Below are 16,055 nucleotides of genomic sequence, written 5' to 3'. Positions count from 1 at the left end.
GTGGTGGCGCGGGGCGCGCTCTTTCGGGTGGGATCTTCTCGGTTTGCGATTTTCTCGGTGCGTGGTTGGGTTTATTTTTTTGAATTTGTTTTGTACTGATCTATCTAAAACTTTTCTCCTGTGTGGTCTCGTTCTTTTTCCTATTGTCTCGGGAGTGGAATTTCGTGCCTCGTGCCATTTATGTGCTCGCCCTGGGGATCTTCTCCATGGTGACCAGCGAGTTCGTCGTTGCCGGATTGATGCCGCAGATGGCCGATGGCCTTGGCGTCAGCGTGGCGCAGGTGGGGTACTTGATCACGGCGTTCGCCGTTGCCATGGCGTTCGGTGGGCCGTTCCTCACGATCGCCCTGTTGAAGATGGAGCAGAAGCCGGCGTTGTTGGTGTTGTTCGCCGTCTTTCTGGCGGGCAACGTGCTGGCGGCCACGGCCGGTTCGTACGCGGTGATGCTGGTCGCCCGGGTGGTGACGGGCACGGCCTCGCAGGCGTTCTTCGGGGTGGCCCTTTCGCTGTGTGCGCGGTTGACGCGGCCGGAGCAGCGGGGGCGGGCCATGGGCGTGGCGATGAACGGGCTGATGCTCGGCACCCTGCTCGGGCTGCCGCTGTCCACGCTGGTGGGGGAGCACTTCGGGTGGCGGGCCGCCTTCTGGGTGATCTCCGGGCTGGCGGTGCTGGCGGCCCTGTGCACGCTCGTCGGCGTACCGGCCCTTGAGCGTGTCGATGAAGGCAGCAACTTGCGGAGCGAAGCCGGGGCGTTGTGGAGTCCGCGGCTGTGGCTGGTGCTCTCCACCTCCATGCTGATCATCGGGGCCACGTTCGCCGCGTTCAGCTACTTCAACCCGATCCTCACCGAGGTCACCGGCTTCGCCGACGGGAGCGTACCGCTGCTGCTCGTGGCGTACGGGGCGGCGACCGTGGTGGGGAACAGCATCGTGGGGCGGCTCGCCGACCGGCACACCCTGGCCGTGCTGCTCGGCGGGTTGGCGCTGAACGCGGCCTTCCTGGCCGGATTCGCGCTGTGGGCGCAGGTCAAGGCGCCGGCCGTGGTGTTCATGATGGGCATCGGGTTGGTCGGCGTGACGATGAACCCGGCGATGATCACCCGCGTGCAGCGGATGGGTGGCTCCGGGGCGTTGCTGAACACCGTGCACTCCTCATTCATCACGTTCGGGATCATCATCGGGTCGGCCGTCGGTGGACTCGGCATCAACCGCTTCGGGCTGCGCGCGCCGGTGTGGCTCGGGGTCGTCCTGGCCGTCGCCGGCATCGTCACGCTCCTGCCCGACCTGCGGCGTCGGCGGGATGGTGGGGAGTTGGAGAGTCGGCCGGTGGTGTCTGCTGGGTCCGCTGGTGTGGCTGCGTCGTCTGAGCCTCCTGCGGTGGCTGCCGAATCCGGTGCGGCTTCGGGTGCGGAGGCCGGGGCGTTGGGCGCGAGGGCGGGGCAGGGGTGTTCCGTGGGGCGGTGAGGTCCCTCGTACGCACCGACGCGCCCCCCCCGCACCCCGTACCCCCACCATCCCTGGGCCTCGCGCCCGGCCCCTGGGTCCCCGCGGCCCCGTGCCCCGCGCCTCGTCGTTCAGGCGCGGGGCACGGGGCGTACGGGGCGTATCGGCTACGCCCCGTACTCGCCTTGGCTGAGCAACTTGGCAATTCCCTCGTGGAGTTCGGGGGAGAGGTGGGTGTGCCAGCGGGCTGACGCCTCGGTGGTCAGTTCGCGGGTCCACTGCCAGCTCTGCCGGGCCGCCGCGCGGACCTCGGGGAGCAGGGCCTGGGCAGTGGTGGCGCGGTAGCGGGCCAGGTCGGCGGGTGGCAGGTCGGATTCCATGGCGCGGCTGGGGGTGAGCCAGTGCGCGGTGGTGTCGCGGAGCAGGCGGCAGAGCTGGAGTTGGTGCGGGGCGACGACCGTGTGCAGGAGGGCGTGGGCGCGGCCGGTCTCGCCGCGGGCCAGGACGTGGGCGAGCATCAGCGTCCAGTTCGCCAGTTCGTCGCTGAGCTGCTGGGCGGTCCCGGTGGGCTCCGGCGGCTGGAAGGTGGCGAGATGGCGGGCGGCTTCCGTCAACTTGCCGTCACGGTCGAGGAGTACGGCCGCTTCCGGCCGCGGCAGGTGCACCATCCCCTGCCACGAGGCGATCTCCGCGACGCCGGTGGAGGCCGCGGTGAAGTGGAACTCGCCGCGCATCAGGTCGTCGAAGACGACCGCGAAGACGCCGTACGCATTGGTGTACGCGAGGTGCAGCGGGGCGAGCCGTTCGACGAACGCGCGGGCGTCGAAGTCGGCGATGGCGTCATCGGTCACGTACAGGTACGCCTCGATGTCGGAGTACGCGTCGGCCTCGCCGACCGTCCACGAGCCGTACAACAACACGCCGGTCAACCGGGGTTCGGCCGCGGCGACCTCCCGCAGGCGGTCGATGCGGCGGTCGAGTGCGGGCGAGGCGGATGGGGCGGACGACGTGGGCGCGGGGGATGTGCTCGGGTTCGCCGCCGTCTGCTGGTGGGCGGTGGTCGGCGCCGGGGAGTGCGGTGTGCGCGGGGCGCGGGCGTTGAAGGCCATGCGGAGTTCTCCTGAGGTTGCATGCGGGGCGGCCGTGCGCTCGGGCATGCGGGTGTGCGGACGGTGGGCCGGGGCCGTGGCGGCCGGGCCCTACTGCTGTCGCGTTGCGTCCGCGTTGCTCAGGAAACACCCATGGCGGCAGCTTAGGGTGTGTCGGTCGGTGGGGCGAGTGGATTAGTTGGTTGGGCGGGGGCGTGCGGACGGCCCCCCCCGCGGGTTGGTCAGGGTGGGTCCGGCCCGGGTGGGTTGGTCAGGGGCGCTGGCCCGGGTGGGGTTGGCGGGTTGGGCCGGGTTGGGTGGGACGGGGCGGGCCCGCTCCCGGGCCCGGGTGGGGTGGGAGCGGGCCCGGGGCGCGTCCGGGAGGCGGCGGGGTCAGGCGTTGGGCGCCGCCGGGTCGGTGGTGTCGGGCTTGCGGAACTGCTCGATCAGGGCCGCGTAGCTGGAGGTGCCGTGACCGGCGGCGATTGCGCGGGAGGCGAGGTCCTTGACGAAGTGCGGCAGCGCTGTGGTGATGCCGGCGGCCTCGCTCTCGTGGATGAGGTGGTCCATCGTCGCCAGGTGGGTGTCGATCTTCGCGTCGTCCGCGGGGTAGCCGCCGGCGTCGATCTGGGTGGCGTACGCGGAGACGAAGCCGGTGACCGAGGCGAGCCACTGGTTGGCGAAGGGGGCGAACTCGGCGGCCGGGACGCCCGCCGAGCCGAGCAGGGCCGCGCCGTGCAGGAAGCTGTTGAGGGTGCCCCACATCAGGCCGAGCAAGGCCACGTCGTACAGCGACGACAGGCCGTGGTCGGCGCCGAGGTGGGTGGTGCCGGCGGGGGCGAGGGCGCGGAGGGCGGGTTCGGCCGACTCGAAACGGGCGCGCTCGCCCGCGTACAGGATGAACGCGTCGGGGGTGCCGACGACCGGCGGGATGGCCATGATCGCGCCGTCCAGATAGCCGATGCCGCGCTCGGCCGCCCACGCGGCCACCTCCCTGGCCTGCGCGGACGAGCCGGAGGTGAGGTTGATCAGGGTCCGGTCGCGCAGCGCGTCGGCGAGTGGTTCGAGCAGGGTGCGTACGGCGTCGTACTCGGTGAGGCAGACGATCACCAAGTCGCTCGCGGTGACCGCCTCGTGGGGGGTCGGGGCGAGCGTCGCGCCGCTGGTGACGAGGTCGGCGGCCTTGCTCGGGGTCCGGTTCCACACGGTCGTGGGGTGGCCGGCGGACAGGACGGCGGCGGCCAGCGCCTGGCCCATCAGGCCGAGGCCGAGCACGCTCACCGCGGGTCGCGCCGCGTCGGCCGCGGGCTGGTCGGCGGTGGTGGTGTGGGTGGGAGTGGGGCGCTGGGTGCTCATGGTGTGCGGTGCTCCTGTGGTGGAGGGGAGGGGGTTGGGGGTAGCTGGCGCCGGTGGCGATGTGGTGGGTCGGGTGCATCCCGTTTGGCGTACGGGCGTTGGCGGCGTACGCGGGAGTGCGGGGCACCGGCGCAGGGCGTGGCCGGGTACCGGGGTGGCCCGGTTGACCTGCGGGTTTGGTGGGGCTTCGGACTGCTGTGCCCCGTTGACAGCTACGCTCGCACGGGCCGGGCCGGGCGGACAGTGGCAGGAGTGCCGGCACGCGCAAAATTCCTGCCATGGGGCGCACGGGACCGAGCGGGTGTGGGGCGGGGTTGGAGGCATAGGGCCAGGTGGCGAGGGGTGGGCGGGCTCGGGGCGGGGCCGTTGTCAGTGCCGTGCCGTACGGTGCGAACCATGGACGAACGGCTCTTCGCCTTCCGCGTCTTCCGCCGCACCGGGCGCGGGATCAGGGCACGTGGTAGTGGTGTGCGCGATGTTGGCGGTGCGGGCGGTTGCGGTGCGCCGGGATGCAGCGTGCGGGGACGCGGCGTGCGTGAGCGCGGCGCGCGGGGCAGGGGCGCGTACGGGAGTGGTGCGTACGGGAGTGGCGCGCGCGGGGTTGCTGGGTGTGGGGGCGGCGTGGGTGGTCGCGACGGGAGTGGGGGTGGCGCGTGAAGCCCGGGACGGTGGCCGTCGCGGTCGTGGACGATGTGTCCGTGCCGCCGTGGGACCTCTATGAACTGGCCATCGCCTGCTCGGTGTTCGGCAAGCCGCAGCCGGACCTGAGCGAGGAGTGGTACGAGCTGCGGCTGTGTTCCGCGCACCCGCTGCCGGCCGCGGAGCCGATAGCGGACGGGGCGGGGGCGACGGCGGGGGCGGCGCCGGGAGCGGGTGCGGCGCGGGCGCCCTGGCCGGCCTGGGACGGCTTCGCGCTGCGGACGCCGTACGGGCTCGACGCGCTGGCCACGGCGGACACGGTGATCGTCCCCTCGGTGCCGATGGAGGTCGTGGACGAGGGGGCGCCGGTGCCGGCCGACCTGGTGGCCGCGTTGCGGCTGGCGGCGGAGTCGGGGGCGCGCATGGTGTCGCTGTGCACCGGGGCGTTCGCGCTGGCCGAGGCGGGGTTGTTGGACGGGCGCCGGGCGACCGCGCACTGGATGCACACCGATGACCTGGCCCGCCGGTATCCGCAGGTCCTGGTGGACGACTCGGTGTTGTACGTGGACGACGGGGACGTGCTGACCAGTGCCGGGATGACCGCGGGCCTCGACCTCTGCCTGCATCTGGTGCGCAGTGACCTCGGGGCGCGGGTGGCGGGGCAGTTGGCGCGGCGGATGGTGGTGCCGGCGCACCGGGCCGGCGGGCAGGCGCAGTTCATCGACCTGTCCATACCGGCGACCGAGGAGGCGGGGCTCGGCCCGGTGCTCCAGTGGGCGACGGAGCGGCTGCACGAACCGCTGACCGTGCACGACCTGGCCAGGCAGGCGGGGATGAGCCCGCGCACGTTCTTCCGCCAGCTCCAGGCGGCGACCGGGACCACCCCGCTGAAGTGGCTGCTCAACGAGCGGCTGGCGCGCGCCCAGACGTTGCTCGAATCCACCGACCTCTCCATCGAGCAGGTGGCCGAGCGCAGCGGCCTGGGCACTGCGGCCAACCTCCGCCGGCACTTCGGCCTGCACGTCGGCGTGGCGCCGCGGGAGTACCGGAAGGCGTTCGCGGGGGCGCGGGAGTAGCCCTGCGCGGGCCGGTGCCAGCCGGGTACGGGCCCGTGTTGGCCCGGCGTCAGCCCGTACGAGCCTGTGCCAGGTGGTGTCAGCCCAGCGTCAGCCTGTGCGAGTTGGCGACAGCCCGTATGAACCCTGTGCGGCCCGGGCGTCGGCTGGCTCGTACGGGCCCGTGTCCGCCGACCGCCCGCGCCCGTGCCACCGCGCCCGCATCGCTCTGGCCCGCGCCCGCACCGCGCCACCGCGCCCGCCGGCGCCCCGGCCGGGCCGCTGCCGCCCGGTAGGCCCGTGCACCCCGTGCACTGCGGACGGCGCCTCACCGCAGCTTCGGCTTGCCCTTCTCGTACAGCCAGGCGTGGAAGAGGTTGCTCAAGTCGCGGTGGGCCAGGCGTTCGGCCAGGGCGATGAAGTCCTTGGTGGTGACGGTGGCGTGCCGGTGTTCGGCGGTCCAGGTGTGGAGGAGGCGGAAGAAGGTGCGGTCGCCGACCGTTTGGCGCAGGCGGTGCAGGGCCATCGCGCCGCGCCCGTACACCGGCGGGTCCAGGAGCTGGGCCGGGCCGGGCGGGGTGCCGGGCGGGAAGGCCCAGATGCCGTTGCTCTGGTGGTCGGAGCCGTCGTAGTAGGCGCGGAAGATCTCGTCGGCGGTGCGGCCGGCGGGGTCGCGCTCGGCCTCCCACAGCCACTCGGCGTAGGTGGCGAAGCCCTCGTTCAGCCAGACGTCGCCCCAGGTCCGTGGGGTGAGCGAGTCGCCGAACCACTGGTGTGCCAGCTCGTGGACCTGGAGGTAGGCGTCGGGCGGTGAGCTGTAGTACGGCTTGGTCTGGGTCTCCAGGGCGTACCCCAGGTCGGGCGTGTCGTCGACGATGGCGCCGGTGGAGGAGAACGGGTACGGGCCGAACACGCCGGTCGACCAGTCCATGACCTCGGTCAGGTCGTCCGCGACGCCCGCGCTGTCCGCGGCCTGGGCGGGGTCGATGGCCACGTACTGGGGCACGTCGCCGCCGGCGGGCTCGCCGCGGCGTGGGGCGCTCGTCCGCTGCGGGCCGGTCGTGCGGCGCGGGGCGCCGGCCCCGGACCTCACGGCGTCGCCGCCGCGGGTGTGGACGTCGAAGGTGCCGATGGCGACGGTCGCCAGATAGCTGGCCATCGGTTCGGCGTTGTGCCAGACGAACGTGGTGCGGGCGGCCCCGTCGGCGCGGCCTGCCTGTGCCGGGCGGCCGGTCTGACGTGCACGATCTGTGAGGTCTGCGTGATCCGCGCGGTCTGCGTGACGGGCGCGGCCCGGATGTTTGCGGCGTTCGCGGAGTTCGCCGCTGGCCACCGCCGTGTAGCCGGCCGGGACGGTGACGGCGATGTCGTAGCTGGCCTTGTCGCTGGGGTGGTGGTTGCCGGGGAACCAGGTGGTGGAGCCGGAGGGTTCGCCGAGGGCGACGGCGCCGTCGGTGGTCTCGATCCACCCCTCCTCGCTGTGGTCGGCGCCGACCAGGGTGCGCGGCGTGCCCGCGTACGTGACGGTGGTCGTGAAGGGCCGGCCGGCGGGCAGCGGTCGGCGCGGGGTGAGGGTGAGTTCGGACCCCGCGCGCCGGACGCGGGCGGGCGCGCCGGCGACCGTGGCCCGGGACACCCGCAACCCCGTCAGGTCCAGGTTGAAGGAGGACAGGTCGGCGGTGGCGCGGGCGGTCAGGGTCGCGGTGCCGTGCAGGGTGTTGGTCCGCGGGGCGTAGTCGAGCGCGAGGTCGTAGTGCGTGACGTCGTAGCCGCCGTTGCCGAGGCCCGGGAAGAGCCGGTCGCCGAGGCCGGCCGCGCCGGGCCGGGGAGCCCCGGAACCCCGGCCCCCACCAGAACCTGACGCACCGTCGCATCCGGTGCAGACCAGCAACAACAGGGCGCAACACAGCGCGCGTAGGGGATGGCGGGGCGGCAACGGGGGCTCCTCGGGTCGGCACCGGTCCGTACGGGGAGACGGGCGGGGCACGGACGGGGTACGGGGGCGAACCGGTGAATGGCGACATCGACCACGATGGCGCAGGCGCGTCCCGTGAAGCGCCGATTGCCGCAATGTGGCGGCGTGTGTCACGGCGTTTTAACCGAACGCGCGACAACCGCCTTCGGCCGCCCGAGTGGCATTGCCTAGGCAGTAATCTGCCATACGCGTAGCGGTGCTCGCCGCCGTAGCGTGGGGCTGCGCTCGGGGGAGCACCAGAGGGTCCACACCGCCCTCTCTGTCGCGCGGTATTGACCTGACTTCTGGTGTCCCTCCGTGTTTCCTTCCGGGGGCGTACGCGATCACGCCGACGCCCGCGATACGCAGTCCATGCGATCCGTGAACGAACTGAGGGGGAATACGACGTGCCGGGCCAGGAACGGGGGTTACCCCATGGGCACTGCGCTGACCACGGCCAACTGTCCTCCGCGAGCCAGGTGTCGGGCCTTGCGAACGGTGTGCCGGCACGACGGGCACACCGCGGGGGCCATGCCGCGACTTCGTCGCAGGCGCCGTCGAAAGACTTCTTCACCAGCCGGCGAGACGGCCGTACCCGGCGCGGTACCGAGGTCGGCCAATTGCGTTCTGTGATCTCTGTGACAGAGATTTCGGAAGAGGCCGTGCGAAGGTATCCCCGGGTCTCCTGCATTGCCCACGAACGCGTGGGGGCAGGCGACTTGGGTGGCCAGGGCCCGATGGAGTGCCGGGCGCCCGTAGGGGAATCCCACGCTTCGGCCAATCGCCATCGTCGTTCCGTTCACCGTCTTATGTGTTCTTCCGCAGCCGCCGATTCCCGACTGGCCGACCGGCCACCGCGGGGGCGCCGGGCCGGCGCCCCTGGCGCGTGGGGCGACCGCCTCCCGCCGGGGTGCCCCGCCCGGGCGGCCGGCCCACGGCCGGCGCCGCCGCGCCGCCCGGACCCGTTCTGACCCACCGCACCCGGTAGGGCGCGCCCGCGGCCCACGCGCGGCGCACCCGGCCGGGCGGGGCGCGGCCAGCGTCCCGTCGGCGGCTCGCGCCGCGGCGTCGCCCACGGCCCGTACGGCACGGTCCCGACCCGCAGCGGGCCGGCGCGGGCCAGCGGGTCGGCGGTGCGGTCCGCCGGGGGCCGCGCGCCGCGACCGGGAGCGGCAGCCGGTTCCGTACGCCGTACGGGGCGGCCCGAGCCGAGCCCGTACGCCGCACGGGGGCGGCAGCAGCCGAGCCCGTACGGCAGGCCAGACACCGTCGGCCGCGGGGCGAAGCGGTACCGCCCGACACGTCGGCGTACCCAACAGCCTCACCAGCCCCACCAGCCAGTCCCAGCCGCAGGTCCGGCAGACAGTCGGGCCGGCGAAACCAGTCCATGAGCCAGCAGATGAGCCAGCAGGTCGACAGGCACCGCGCCGGTCGGCCGGCCAGGCACCGTCGTCGGGCGCGCCACCGGGCCCGCCCCGCCGTGCCGCTAGCGAACAGCGCCACCCAGTACCGGCAGCCAACCCCGCCGACCAGCAGCGCGACCCCGCACTGCCGGTCAGCAGCGCAATCCGGCGTTGCCGCCCCGCACCCCGTTGCGGGAGCGCAACCCGGCTGCGCACCCCAACGCTGCAACCCCGTACTGCGACCTGACAGCGCAACCCAGCGCTGCCGGCGAACAGCGCAACCCGGTACTGACACCCAGCTCCTGACGTCCGGCGCGACCGGCGCCACCGCAGCCCGGCGCCCCGCGCCGGGCAGGGCCGGGCACCGCAAGCACCAGGCACCGCAAGCACCAGCCAGCACCAGGCACGGCCACCGCAACGACGAGACCCAGGAAGGGGGGAGCGGAACCGATGGGCCGCATACGCGCCACGCTCGCACTGGCCACCGCGCCCCAGGAGGCGGCACGCAGGCACCCCGGCGTCCCGATCCACCTGGACCAGCCCCTCGACCTGTTCCCGGAGGCCGGGGACGTGTTGGACTTCGCCGACTTCGCCAAGCTGGTGGACCGCACCGCGACGCTGCTGGCCGGCGCTGGCGTGCTGCCGGGCAACCGGGTGCTCATCGCCAAGCGCGCCAACTTCGACGTCATCCTGCTCGCCTTCGCCTGTGCCAGGGCGGGCGCCGTACCCGTCCTCACGGACGCCGATGCGGGACCTGCCGCGCTCGGCCTGCACGTGCGTCGCGGCGAGCCGGCCGCGATCATCACCGATGCGGAGACCGAGGCCACCGGGGCGTTCGACGAGGTGCCGCACCGGATGCCGGTACGGCTGTACGTGGGCAAGCCGGGTCGGTTCGGCGACTGCGTCCAGGACCAGCCGGCGGGCGAACTGCCGGCCCTCCTCGTACCGCCGCGGGACGCACCGCAGTTGGTCACGCACAGCTCGGGCACGACCGGGGTGCCCAAACTGGTCCTGCACTCCGTGGAGAGCTTCGCCGGGCACGTCAGGCCGCAGGTGAACTTCCTGCGCGTGGTGCGGCTCAGGGGCCCCTACCTGACCTGCGTCTCACCCGTGCACGCGCGGGCCGTCTCCGGCATGCTCACGGTGCTGGCGACCGGGCTGCCGCTGGGCTTCATGACGAACCCCGACCCGCGCAACGCCGAGCGGATGCTAGCCCGGGTGCGGCCGGCGATCGTGGAGACGATGCCGAACGCGTTCATCCGCTGGGAGGAGACGGCCGAGCAGCACCCCGAACTCCTCGCGCAGGTACGGATGTTCATCAGCTCGTTCGACGCCGCGCACCCCAGGACCATCCAGACCCTGCTGGCCGCCGGCCACCCCGGCGCCCGCTACCTCCAGGCGTACGGGCAGACCGAGACCGGCCCGATCACCATCAAGCTGCACCGCGCGGGCAAGGGCTGCACCGACGGCCGCTGCGTGGGCCGGCCGGTCATCGGCCACACCAAGGTGCGGGTCAGCGACGAACTGAACTCCAAGCGCCTGGGCAAGGACCAACTCGGCCTGATCTACGGCAAGTCCGCCGGCGTCATCCCCTCCTACCTCGGCCAGAGCGACGAGTTGGTGGCCGGCTGGTGGTCGATGGGTGACGTCGGGGTGGTCAGCAGCCGCGGCTGTCTGCACCTGTACGACCGGACCGTGGACCGGGGCAGTGCGCTGGAGAGCCTGCTGCGCGCCGAGGACCAGATCCTGGACGGCATGCGGCAGCTCACCGAGGCCGTGCTCATCCCGATGCCGGGCGGGCTGCCGGTGCCGCTGGTCTGTACCCGGGGCGACCGGCCGCTGGACCGGGCCGCCTGGGCCCGGGCCACGGCGGGGTTGCCCGACCTCGCACCGCCCGTGCAGTGCCGCTGGGAGGACGTGCCGCACACCGCCACCTGGAAGGTCAAGCGACTTGAGGTGGCCAGCAAGCTGGCGTCGGGGGAGTTGATCCGTCTCGACGTCAGGTGAGTGGGGCGGGGCTGGCCGGGTGTGGTGACCTACCCCCCGAACCGCACCCATCCGTGCCCGGTTCCCCCCTTGGGCCGCCCGTCCCCGCCCCACCACCACGACCGCCGCCCGTCCCCGTCCCCCTACCCGGCCCGCGACCGCCGCCCGGTCCCCGTACCCGCTCCTCGTCCGCCCGCCCCACGCCCATCAGCCCCACGCCGTCCCGCCCCGTCAGCCCCGCGGCCCGCGCCACCCGCGACCCGCCGCGGCCGATCCACCCGACCCACCCGGCACGACGCACGCCGGGCCGCTCCCCACGCGGCCCGTACGCGCACACCCGCGCAACCCCTGCGTCGCCGCTCCCGGTCCGACCGACCGCGACCGGCAGCACGCCGTACCGGCGCCGCCGACCCGGCCGGCGCCACCGCAGACCACCGTCCGCGCAACACATCACGACGACCAAGGGAAGCTCATGAGCGACCACCTGACCCCCGGCCACCGCCTGCTGCTGGAGTTCGTTGACCTGCCGCAGCTCATCGAGGGCGTGCCGGGCGACGCCGACCTGATCAACGCCGGCCTCAACTCGGGTGACCTGATCCGGCTGGCCCTTGACCTGGAGGAGCGGACCGGCACGCCGCTGGACGACGACGAGTTGGGCGCGCTGCACACCCTGGACGGCATCAACCGGGTGCTGGTCGCCCGCGACGCCACCGACATCGCCGCCACCAGTGGGGAGGCCCGCTGATGTGGATGGCCCACTTCGTCAAGCGCAACCGGCTGCTGCGCCCCGACCGGCTCGCACTTGCCGACCCGAACCGCAAGTTGACCTGGCGCGAGTTCGACGACCGCACCGACGCCCTGGCCTGCGCACTCCTGGACCGCGGCATCGAGAAGGGGCAGCGCATCGCGATCAGCGCGCGCAGCCGCGTGGAGGTCCTTGAACTGTACGTGGCGGGCGGCAAGGCGGGCATCGTGGTCTGCCCGGTCAACCCGTCGTTCCCGGCTCCCGAGGTGGAGCACATCGTCCGCAACGTCGAACCGGTCGCGGTCTTCGCCGAGCAGCAGATCTTCGACCGGCTCGGGGACGCGTTCGGCGACGGCTTCCGGGTGGCGATCGGCTCCGAGGAGTACGAGGAGCTCACCACCACCAAGGTGCGCGAGCTGCCGCTGCCCCGGCAGGACGACGTCTTCGCGATCCTGCACACCTCGGCCACCACCGGGCACGCCAAGGGCGTCGCGGTCACCCACCGCTCCGTCTCCGCCTGCTACACGGCGATGGCGGCCGAGGTCGGCTTCTCGGCCGACGACGTGATGATCAACCCCTGCCCGTTGTTCCACGGCAGCGTTGTCATCGGCCTGGCGCTGTTCGCCGCCGGTGGTGCGCTGGTCCTTGAGACCGAGTTCACGCCGCAGCGCTGGCTGGCCGACGTCGCCGAGTACCGCGCCACCAAGACGTTCCTGGTGCCGTCGATGGCCCGGTTCGTGCTGAAGGCGAAGGCGTTCGCGACGGCCGACCTGTCGAGCCTGAAGGACATCATGTTCGGCGGCGCCCCGATGCCGGAGGAGTTGCTGCGGGAGTGCCTGGAGAAGTTCCCGGCGCCGATGCGCTGCATCTACGGCATCACCGAGGGCGGCGGTCCGATCGCCACCCACCTGTTCCGCCGCGGCGAGTGGCCGTTCGACGTGGCGGGCACCGTACTGCCCACCGCGGGCCGCATGTTGCCCGGCTACCACATCGAGGTGCAGGACGACTCGGGCAACGTGGTGCCCACCGGTGACGTCGGCGAGATCTGCGTACGCGGCGACGGCATGATGCTGCTGTACTGGCGCAACACGGAGGCCACGGCGAAGGCCGTGCGCAACGGCTGGCTGCGCACCGGCGACGTCGGGTACGCGGACGAGGACGGCTTCCTGTTCCTGGTGGACCGGCGCAACGACGTGCTCATCCGCGGTGGTCAGAACGTCTACCCGGCCGAGATCGAGCGGGTCCTCGCCACCCAGCCCGGCGTGCTCGACGTGGCCGTGGTCGGCGCGCCGAACGCCGAGTGGGGCGAGGTGCCGGTGGCGTTCATCGCGGCCGGTGACGAGCCGCCCACGGTGGCCGACCTGATCGGCGCCTGCGCCCGCGAACTGGCCAGCTACAAGCGGCCCACCGCGGTCCACTTCGTCGACGAGATCCCCCGCAACGGCGCCGGCAAGTTGCTCCGCCGCGTGCTCAGGGACCGCCTCGCGGCGGAGGCGGAGGCGAAGCAGGCGGCGGCCAAGGAGACGGCCGGCGCCGCGAGCGGTGCGCAGGGTGCCGCCGGCTCTGCGGGGGCCGCGGACGCGGCGGGCCCTGCCAGTGCTGCTGGTGCTGCTGGTGGCACCGGTGCCGCTGGCTCGGGGCAGGCGTAGGGCGATGCCGACCGGGTGCGGTGGGTACGGGCCTGCCGGCCCCGCTGCGCCCGGGGAGCGCGCCCGGCGCTCCCGTACCACCGGTCGCCCGTGGCCGGCGCGGTCCCCGCGGGCCCGTCACTCCAGTGAGGCGACGGGCCCCGGCCCCGCCCTGCTCCCGGGCGGCCGGTTGGCTCCCGTTCCCCGGTGGGCGGGCCAGGCCGGCCCGTACGCCCGACACACACGCACCTGTGCCCCACCCACACAGTCGGTGAAGGCCACCGCCGGCCCCCACGGCCACGACGCCGCGTACGCCCGACCCCCGGGCGTACCCGGCACACCCGCAGCACACCCGGCGACCCAGCCGACCAGCACAGCCGACCAACACCCCCCAAGCAACAACACACCCAAGCCCAGCGACACAGCCCAGCAACACGGCTGAGCAACACACCCAGCAACAACACACCCAGCGACACAGCCGAGCAACAGCACAGCCGGGCAACAACACAGCCCAACAGCACAGCACCCCATGCACGCAGCTACGGAGGAGAACGGTGGGAATGACCTCCACGGACACGACGGGGACGGCCCTGCGGCAGCAGGCGGAGACGGATCGTTGGAGCACGCCGTCCGGGGTCGAGGTGATCCGTACGACGGAGCGCGCCGGCAGCGCGGCGGCGGCCAGAGCCAGACTGGAAGCGGCGCTCGACGAGCGCCGTGGCCTGGTCCTCTTCCGGGGCCAGGACCGCATCATCGGCTATGTGGACCCGCCGCTCGAAGCGGTGGCGCGCGGTGACCGGCTCACGGTGACCGCGCTCAACGAACGCGGCCGGGTGCTGCTGCCAACCGTCCACACCCTCCTCGGCACGTTGCCGGGCACGGTCCGTGCCGACGGCGACGCCCTGCACCTGCACGGCGGCACCCCGCACGGCGTCTTCGCCGAGGAGGACCGCACCCGGCACGTGGGCGTCTTCGCCGCGATCCGGGCGCTGATCGCCGGGCTCGCCGCACCGCAGGACGAACTCCTGGGCCTGTACGGGGCGTTCGGCTACGACCTGATCTTCCAGGTCGACCCGATGGACCCGCGGCAGCGCCGCGACGCGGCCGACCGCGACCTGGTGCTGCACCTGCCGGACGTCATCTACGACCTGGACCTGCGCGGCGACGAGGCCGTGCGGCACCGCTACGACTTCGTCGCCGGGGCCGCGAGCACCCAGTGGCTGCCCACCGCGACGCCCGCCGAGCCCTTCGTGCCCGGCCGGCCGGCAGCGGGCCGGCGCGACCACGCGCTGGGGGAGTACGCGCAGGTGGTGGAGGCGGCGATGCCGCTGTTCAGGTCCGGTGACCTGTTCGAGGTGGTGCCGAGCCAGACCTTCAAGCACCCGTGCGCCGAGACCCCGGCCCACCTCTTCCGCCGGCTGTACGAGCGCAACCCGGCCCCGCACAGCCTGCTGATGAACCTGGGCGACGGGGAGTACCTGGTGGGTGCGTCGCCGGAGATGTTCGTCCGGGTCAGCCGGGGCGTCGCGGGGGACGCCGACCGGCTCCTGGTCGAGTCCGCGCCGATCAGCGGCACCGCCCAGCGCGGCGCCAACGCCCTGGAGGACGCCCAGCGCATCCGGGAACTCCTCAACTCGGCAAAAGACGAGCACGAGTTGACGATGTGCACGGACGTGGACCGCAACGACAAGTCGCGGGTGTGCGTCCCCGGCACGGTCAAGGTGACCGCGCGGCGCAGCATCGAGGTGTACTCCACGCTCATCCACACCGTGGACCACGTGGAGGGCGAACTGCGCCCGGAGTTCGACGCGTTGGACGCCTTCCTGGCCCATCTGTGGGCGGTCACCGTGACCGGCGCGCCCAAGCTGGCCGCGGTCGAGTTCATCGAGCGGCACGAGCGTTCGCCGCGCCGCTGGTACGGCGGTGCGGTCGGCCGGATCGGCTTCGACGGCTGCCTGGACACCGTCCTCACGCTGCGCACCCTCCAGATCAAGGACGGCATGGGCACCGTACGGGCCGGCGCGACGCTGCTGTTCGACTCGGACCCGGTGGCCGAGGAGCAGGAGACCGAGCTGAAGGCGAAGGCGCTGCTCGACGTGTTGGTGGGCAGCGCGCCGCCGGTCGCGGGCGCCGAGGTCAGGGAGCGTCCCGGGCAGGGCCGCTCGATCCTCCTGGTGGACCACCGCGACTCGTTCGTGCACTGCCTGGCCGGCTACTTCCGGGAGACCGGCGCCACCGTGGACACCTACCGCAGCGGCGGCCACCTGGACCTCATCGAGGAGCGCCGGCCCGATCTGGTGGTGCTCTCGCCCGGGCCCGGCACCCCCGCCGACTTCAAGGTCTCGGCGACGCTGGCCGAGGCGGAGCGGCTCGGCATCCCCGTCTTCGGTGTCTGCCTCGGCCTCCAGGGCATCGTGGAGTACCTCGGCGGCGACCTGAAGACGCTGGCGGCGCCGGTGCACGGCAAGCCCTCCAGAGTGCGCCGCACCACCGTCGAGTCCGGCCTGCTCGGCGGCCTGCCGGAGACGTTCGACGTGGGCCGGTACCACTCGCTGTACGCGGACCCGGGCGAGCTGCCCGAGGGGCTGCGGGTGACGGCCGTGACGGCCGACGGCGCGGTAGCGATGGCCGTCGAGGACGCCGAACGCGGCCTGGCCGCAGTCCAGTTCCACCCCGAGTCGATCATGTCGGGCGAGGGCAGGACGGGCCACCAGGTGGTCGCCAACGCGGTCACCCACCTCATCCGCACCCCCCGCTGA

General features: G+C 73.0%; 9 protein-coding genes. 6 read left to right on the top strand and 3 right to left on the bottom strand.

Annotated elements, in window-relative coordinates; all coding sequences use genetic code 11:
• The first annotated feature begins 164 nt into the window (after positions 1 to 164).
• Entirely contained in the window at positions 165 to 1,463 is a 1,299-nt protein-coding gene (locus tag ACMA1D_RS25530; protein WP_414726347.1) for an MFS transporter, read from the top strand.
• Positions 1,464 to 1,609: 146 nt separating this feature from the next.
• On the opposite strand, the gene ACMA1D_RS25525 is transcribed toward ACMA1D_RS25530, so the two are convergent.
• Both ACMA1D_RS25525 and ACMA1D_RS25520 read right to left on the bottom strand, forming a co-directional pair.
• Complete coding sequence (locus tag ACMA1D_RS25525) at positions 1,610 to 2,551, bottom strand: nucleotidyltransferase domain-containing protein (RefSeq protein WP_414726346.1); 942 nt, start codon at positions 2,549 to 2,551, stop codon at positions 1,610 to 1,612.
• A 372-nt stretch (positions 2,552 to 2,923) separates the two neighbouring features.
• Positions 2,924 to 3,886: an NAD(P)-dependent oxidoreductase gene (locus ACMA1D_RS25520; RefSeq protein ID WP_414726345.1), complete on the bottom strand. Its 963-nt coding sequence runs from the start codon at positions 3,884 to 3,886 to the stop codon at positions 2,924 to 2,926.
• 668 nt (positions 3,887 to 4,554) lie between these two features.
• Between ACMA1D_RS25520 and ACMA1D_RS25515 the strand changes: the two genes are divergently transcribed.
• The gene (locus ACMA1D_RS25515) at positions 4,555 to 5,601 is read left to right on the top strand and encodes a helix-turn-helix domain-containing protein (protein ID WP_414726367.1); all 1,047 of its coding nucleotides are present in this window, start codon (positions 4,555 to 4,557) and stop codon (positions 5,599 to 5,601) included.
• 307 nt (positions 5,602 to 5,908) lie between these two features.
• Here ACMA1D_RS25515 and ACMA1D_RS25510 read toward each other — a convergent pair whose 3' ends face one another.
• The gene (locus ACMA1D_RS25510) at positions 5,909 to 7,516 is read right to left on the bottom strand and encodes a M1 family metallopeptidase (RefSeq protein ID WP_414726344.1); all 1,608 of its coding nucleotides are present in this window, start codon (positions 7,514 to 7,516) and stop codon (positions 5,909 to 5,911) included.
• A 1,871-nt stretch (positions 7,517 to 9,387) separates the two neighbouring features.
• On the opposite strand from ACMA1D_RS25510, the gene ACMA1D_RS25505 reads away from it, so the two are divergent.
• The 4 genes from ACMA1D_RS25505 (at position 9,388) to ACMA1D_RS25490 (ending at position 16,055) form a co-directional block, all read left to right on the top strand.
• The gene (locus ACMA1D_RS25505) at positions 9,388 to 10,944 is read left to right on the top strand and encodes a class I adenylate-forming enzyme family protein (RefSeq protein ID WP_414726343.1); all 1,557 of its coding nucleotides are present in this window, start codon (positions 9,388 to 9,390) and stop codon (positions 10,942 to 10,944) included.
• Positions 10,945 to 11,395: 451 nt separating this feature from the next.
• Positions 11,396 to 11,668, top strand: a complete 273-nt coding sequence (locus ACMA1D_RS25500; protein ID WP_349995566.1) for a phosphopantetheine-binding protein — start codon at positions 11,396 to 11,398, stop codon at positions 11,666 to 11,668.
• Positions 11,668 to 13,317, top strand: coding sequence for a class I adenylate-forming enzyme family protein (locus tag ACMA1D_RS25495; protein WP_414726342.1), 1,650 nt, complete (start codon positions 11,668 to 11,670; stop codon positions 13,315 to 13,317). Before ACMA1D_RS25500 ends, ACMA1D_RS25495 begins: the two co-directional genes overlap by 1 nt.
• A 539-nt stretch (positions 13,318 to 13,856) precedes the next feature.
• Positions 13,857 to 16,055: an anthranilate synthase component I gene (locus tag ACMA1D_RS25490; protein WP_414726341.1), complete on the top strand. Its 2,199-nt coding sequence runs from the start codon at positions 13,857 to 13,859 to the stop codon at positions 16,053 to 16,055.

The organism is Streptomyces sp. 796.1, from assembly GCF_047525675.1.
Classification (GTDB): Bacteria; Actinomycetota; Actinomycetes; order Streptomycetales; family Streptomycetaceae; genus Streptomyces.
This window is presented reverse-complemented; position numbering and strand designations above follow the sequence as displayed.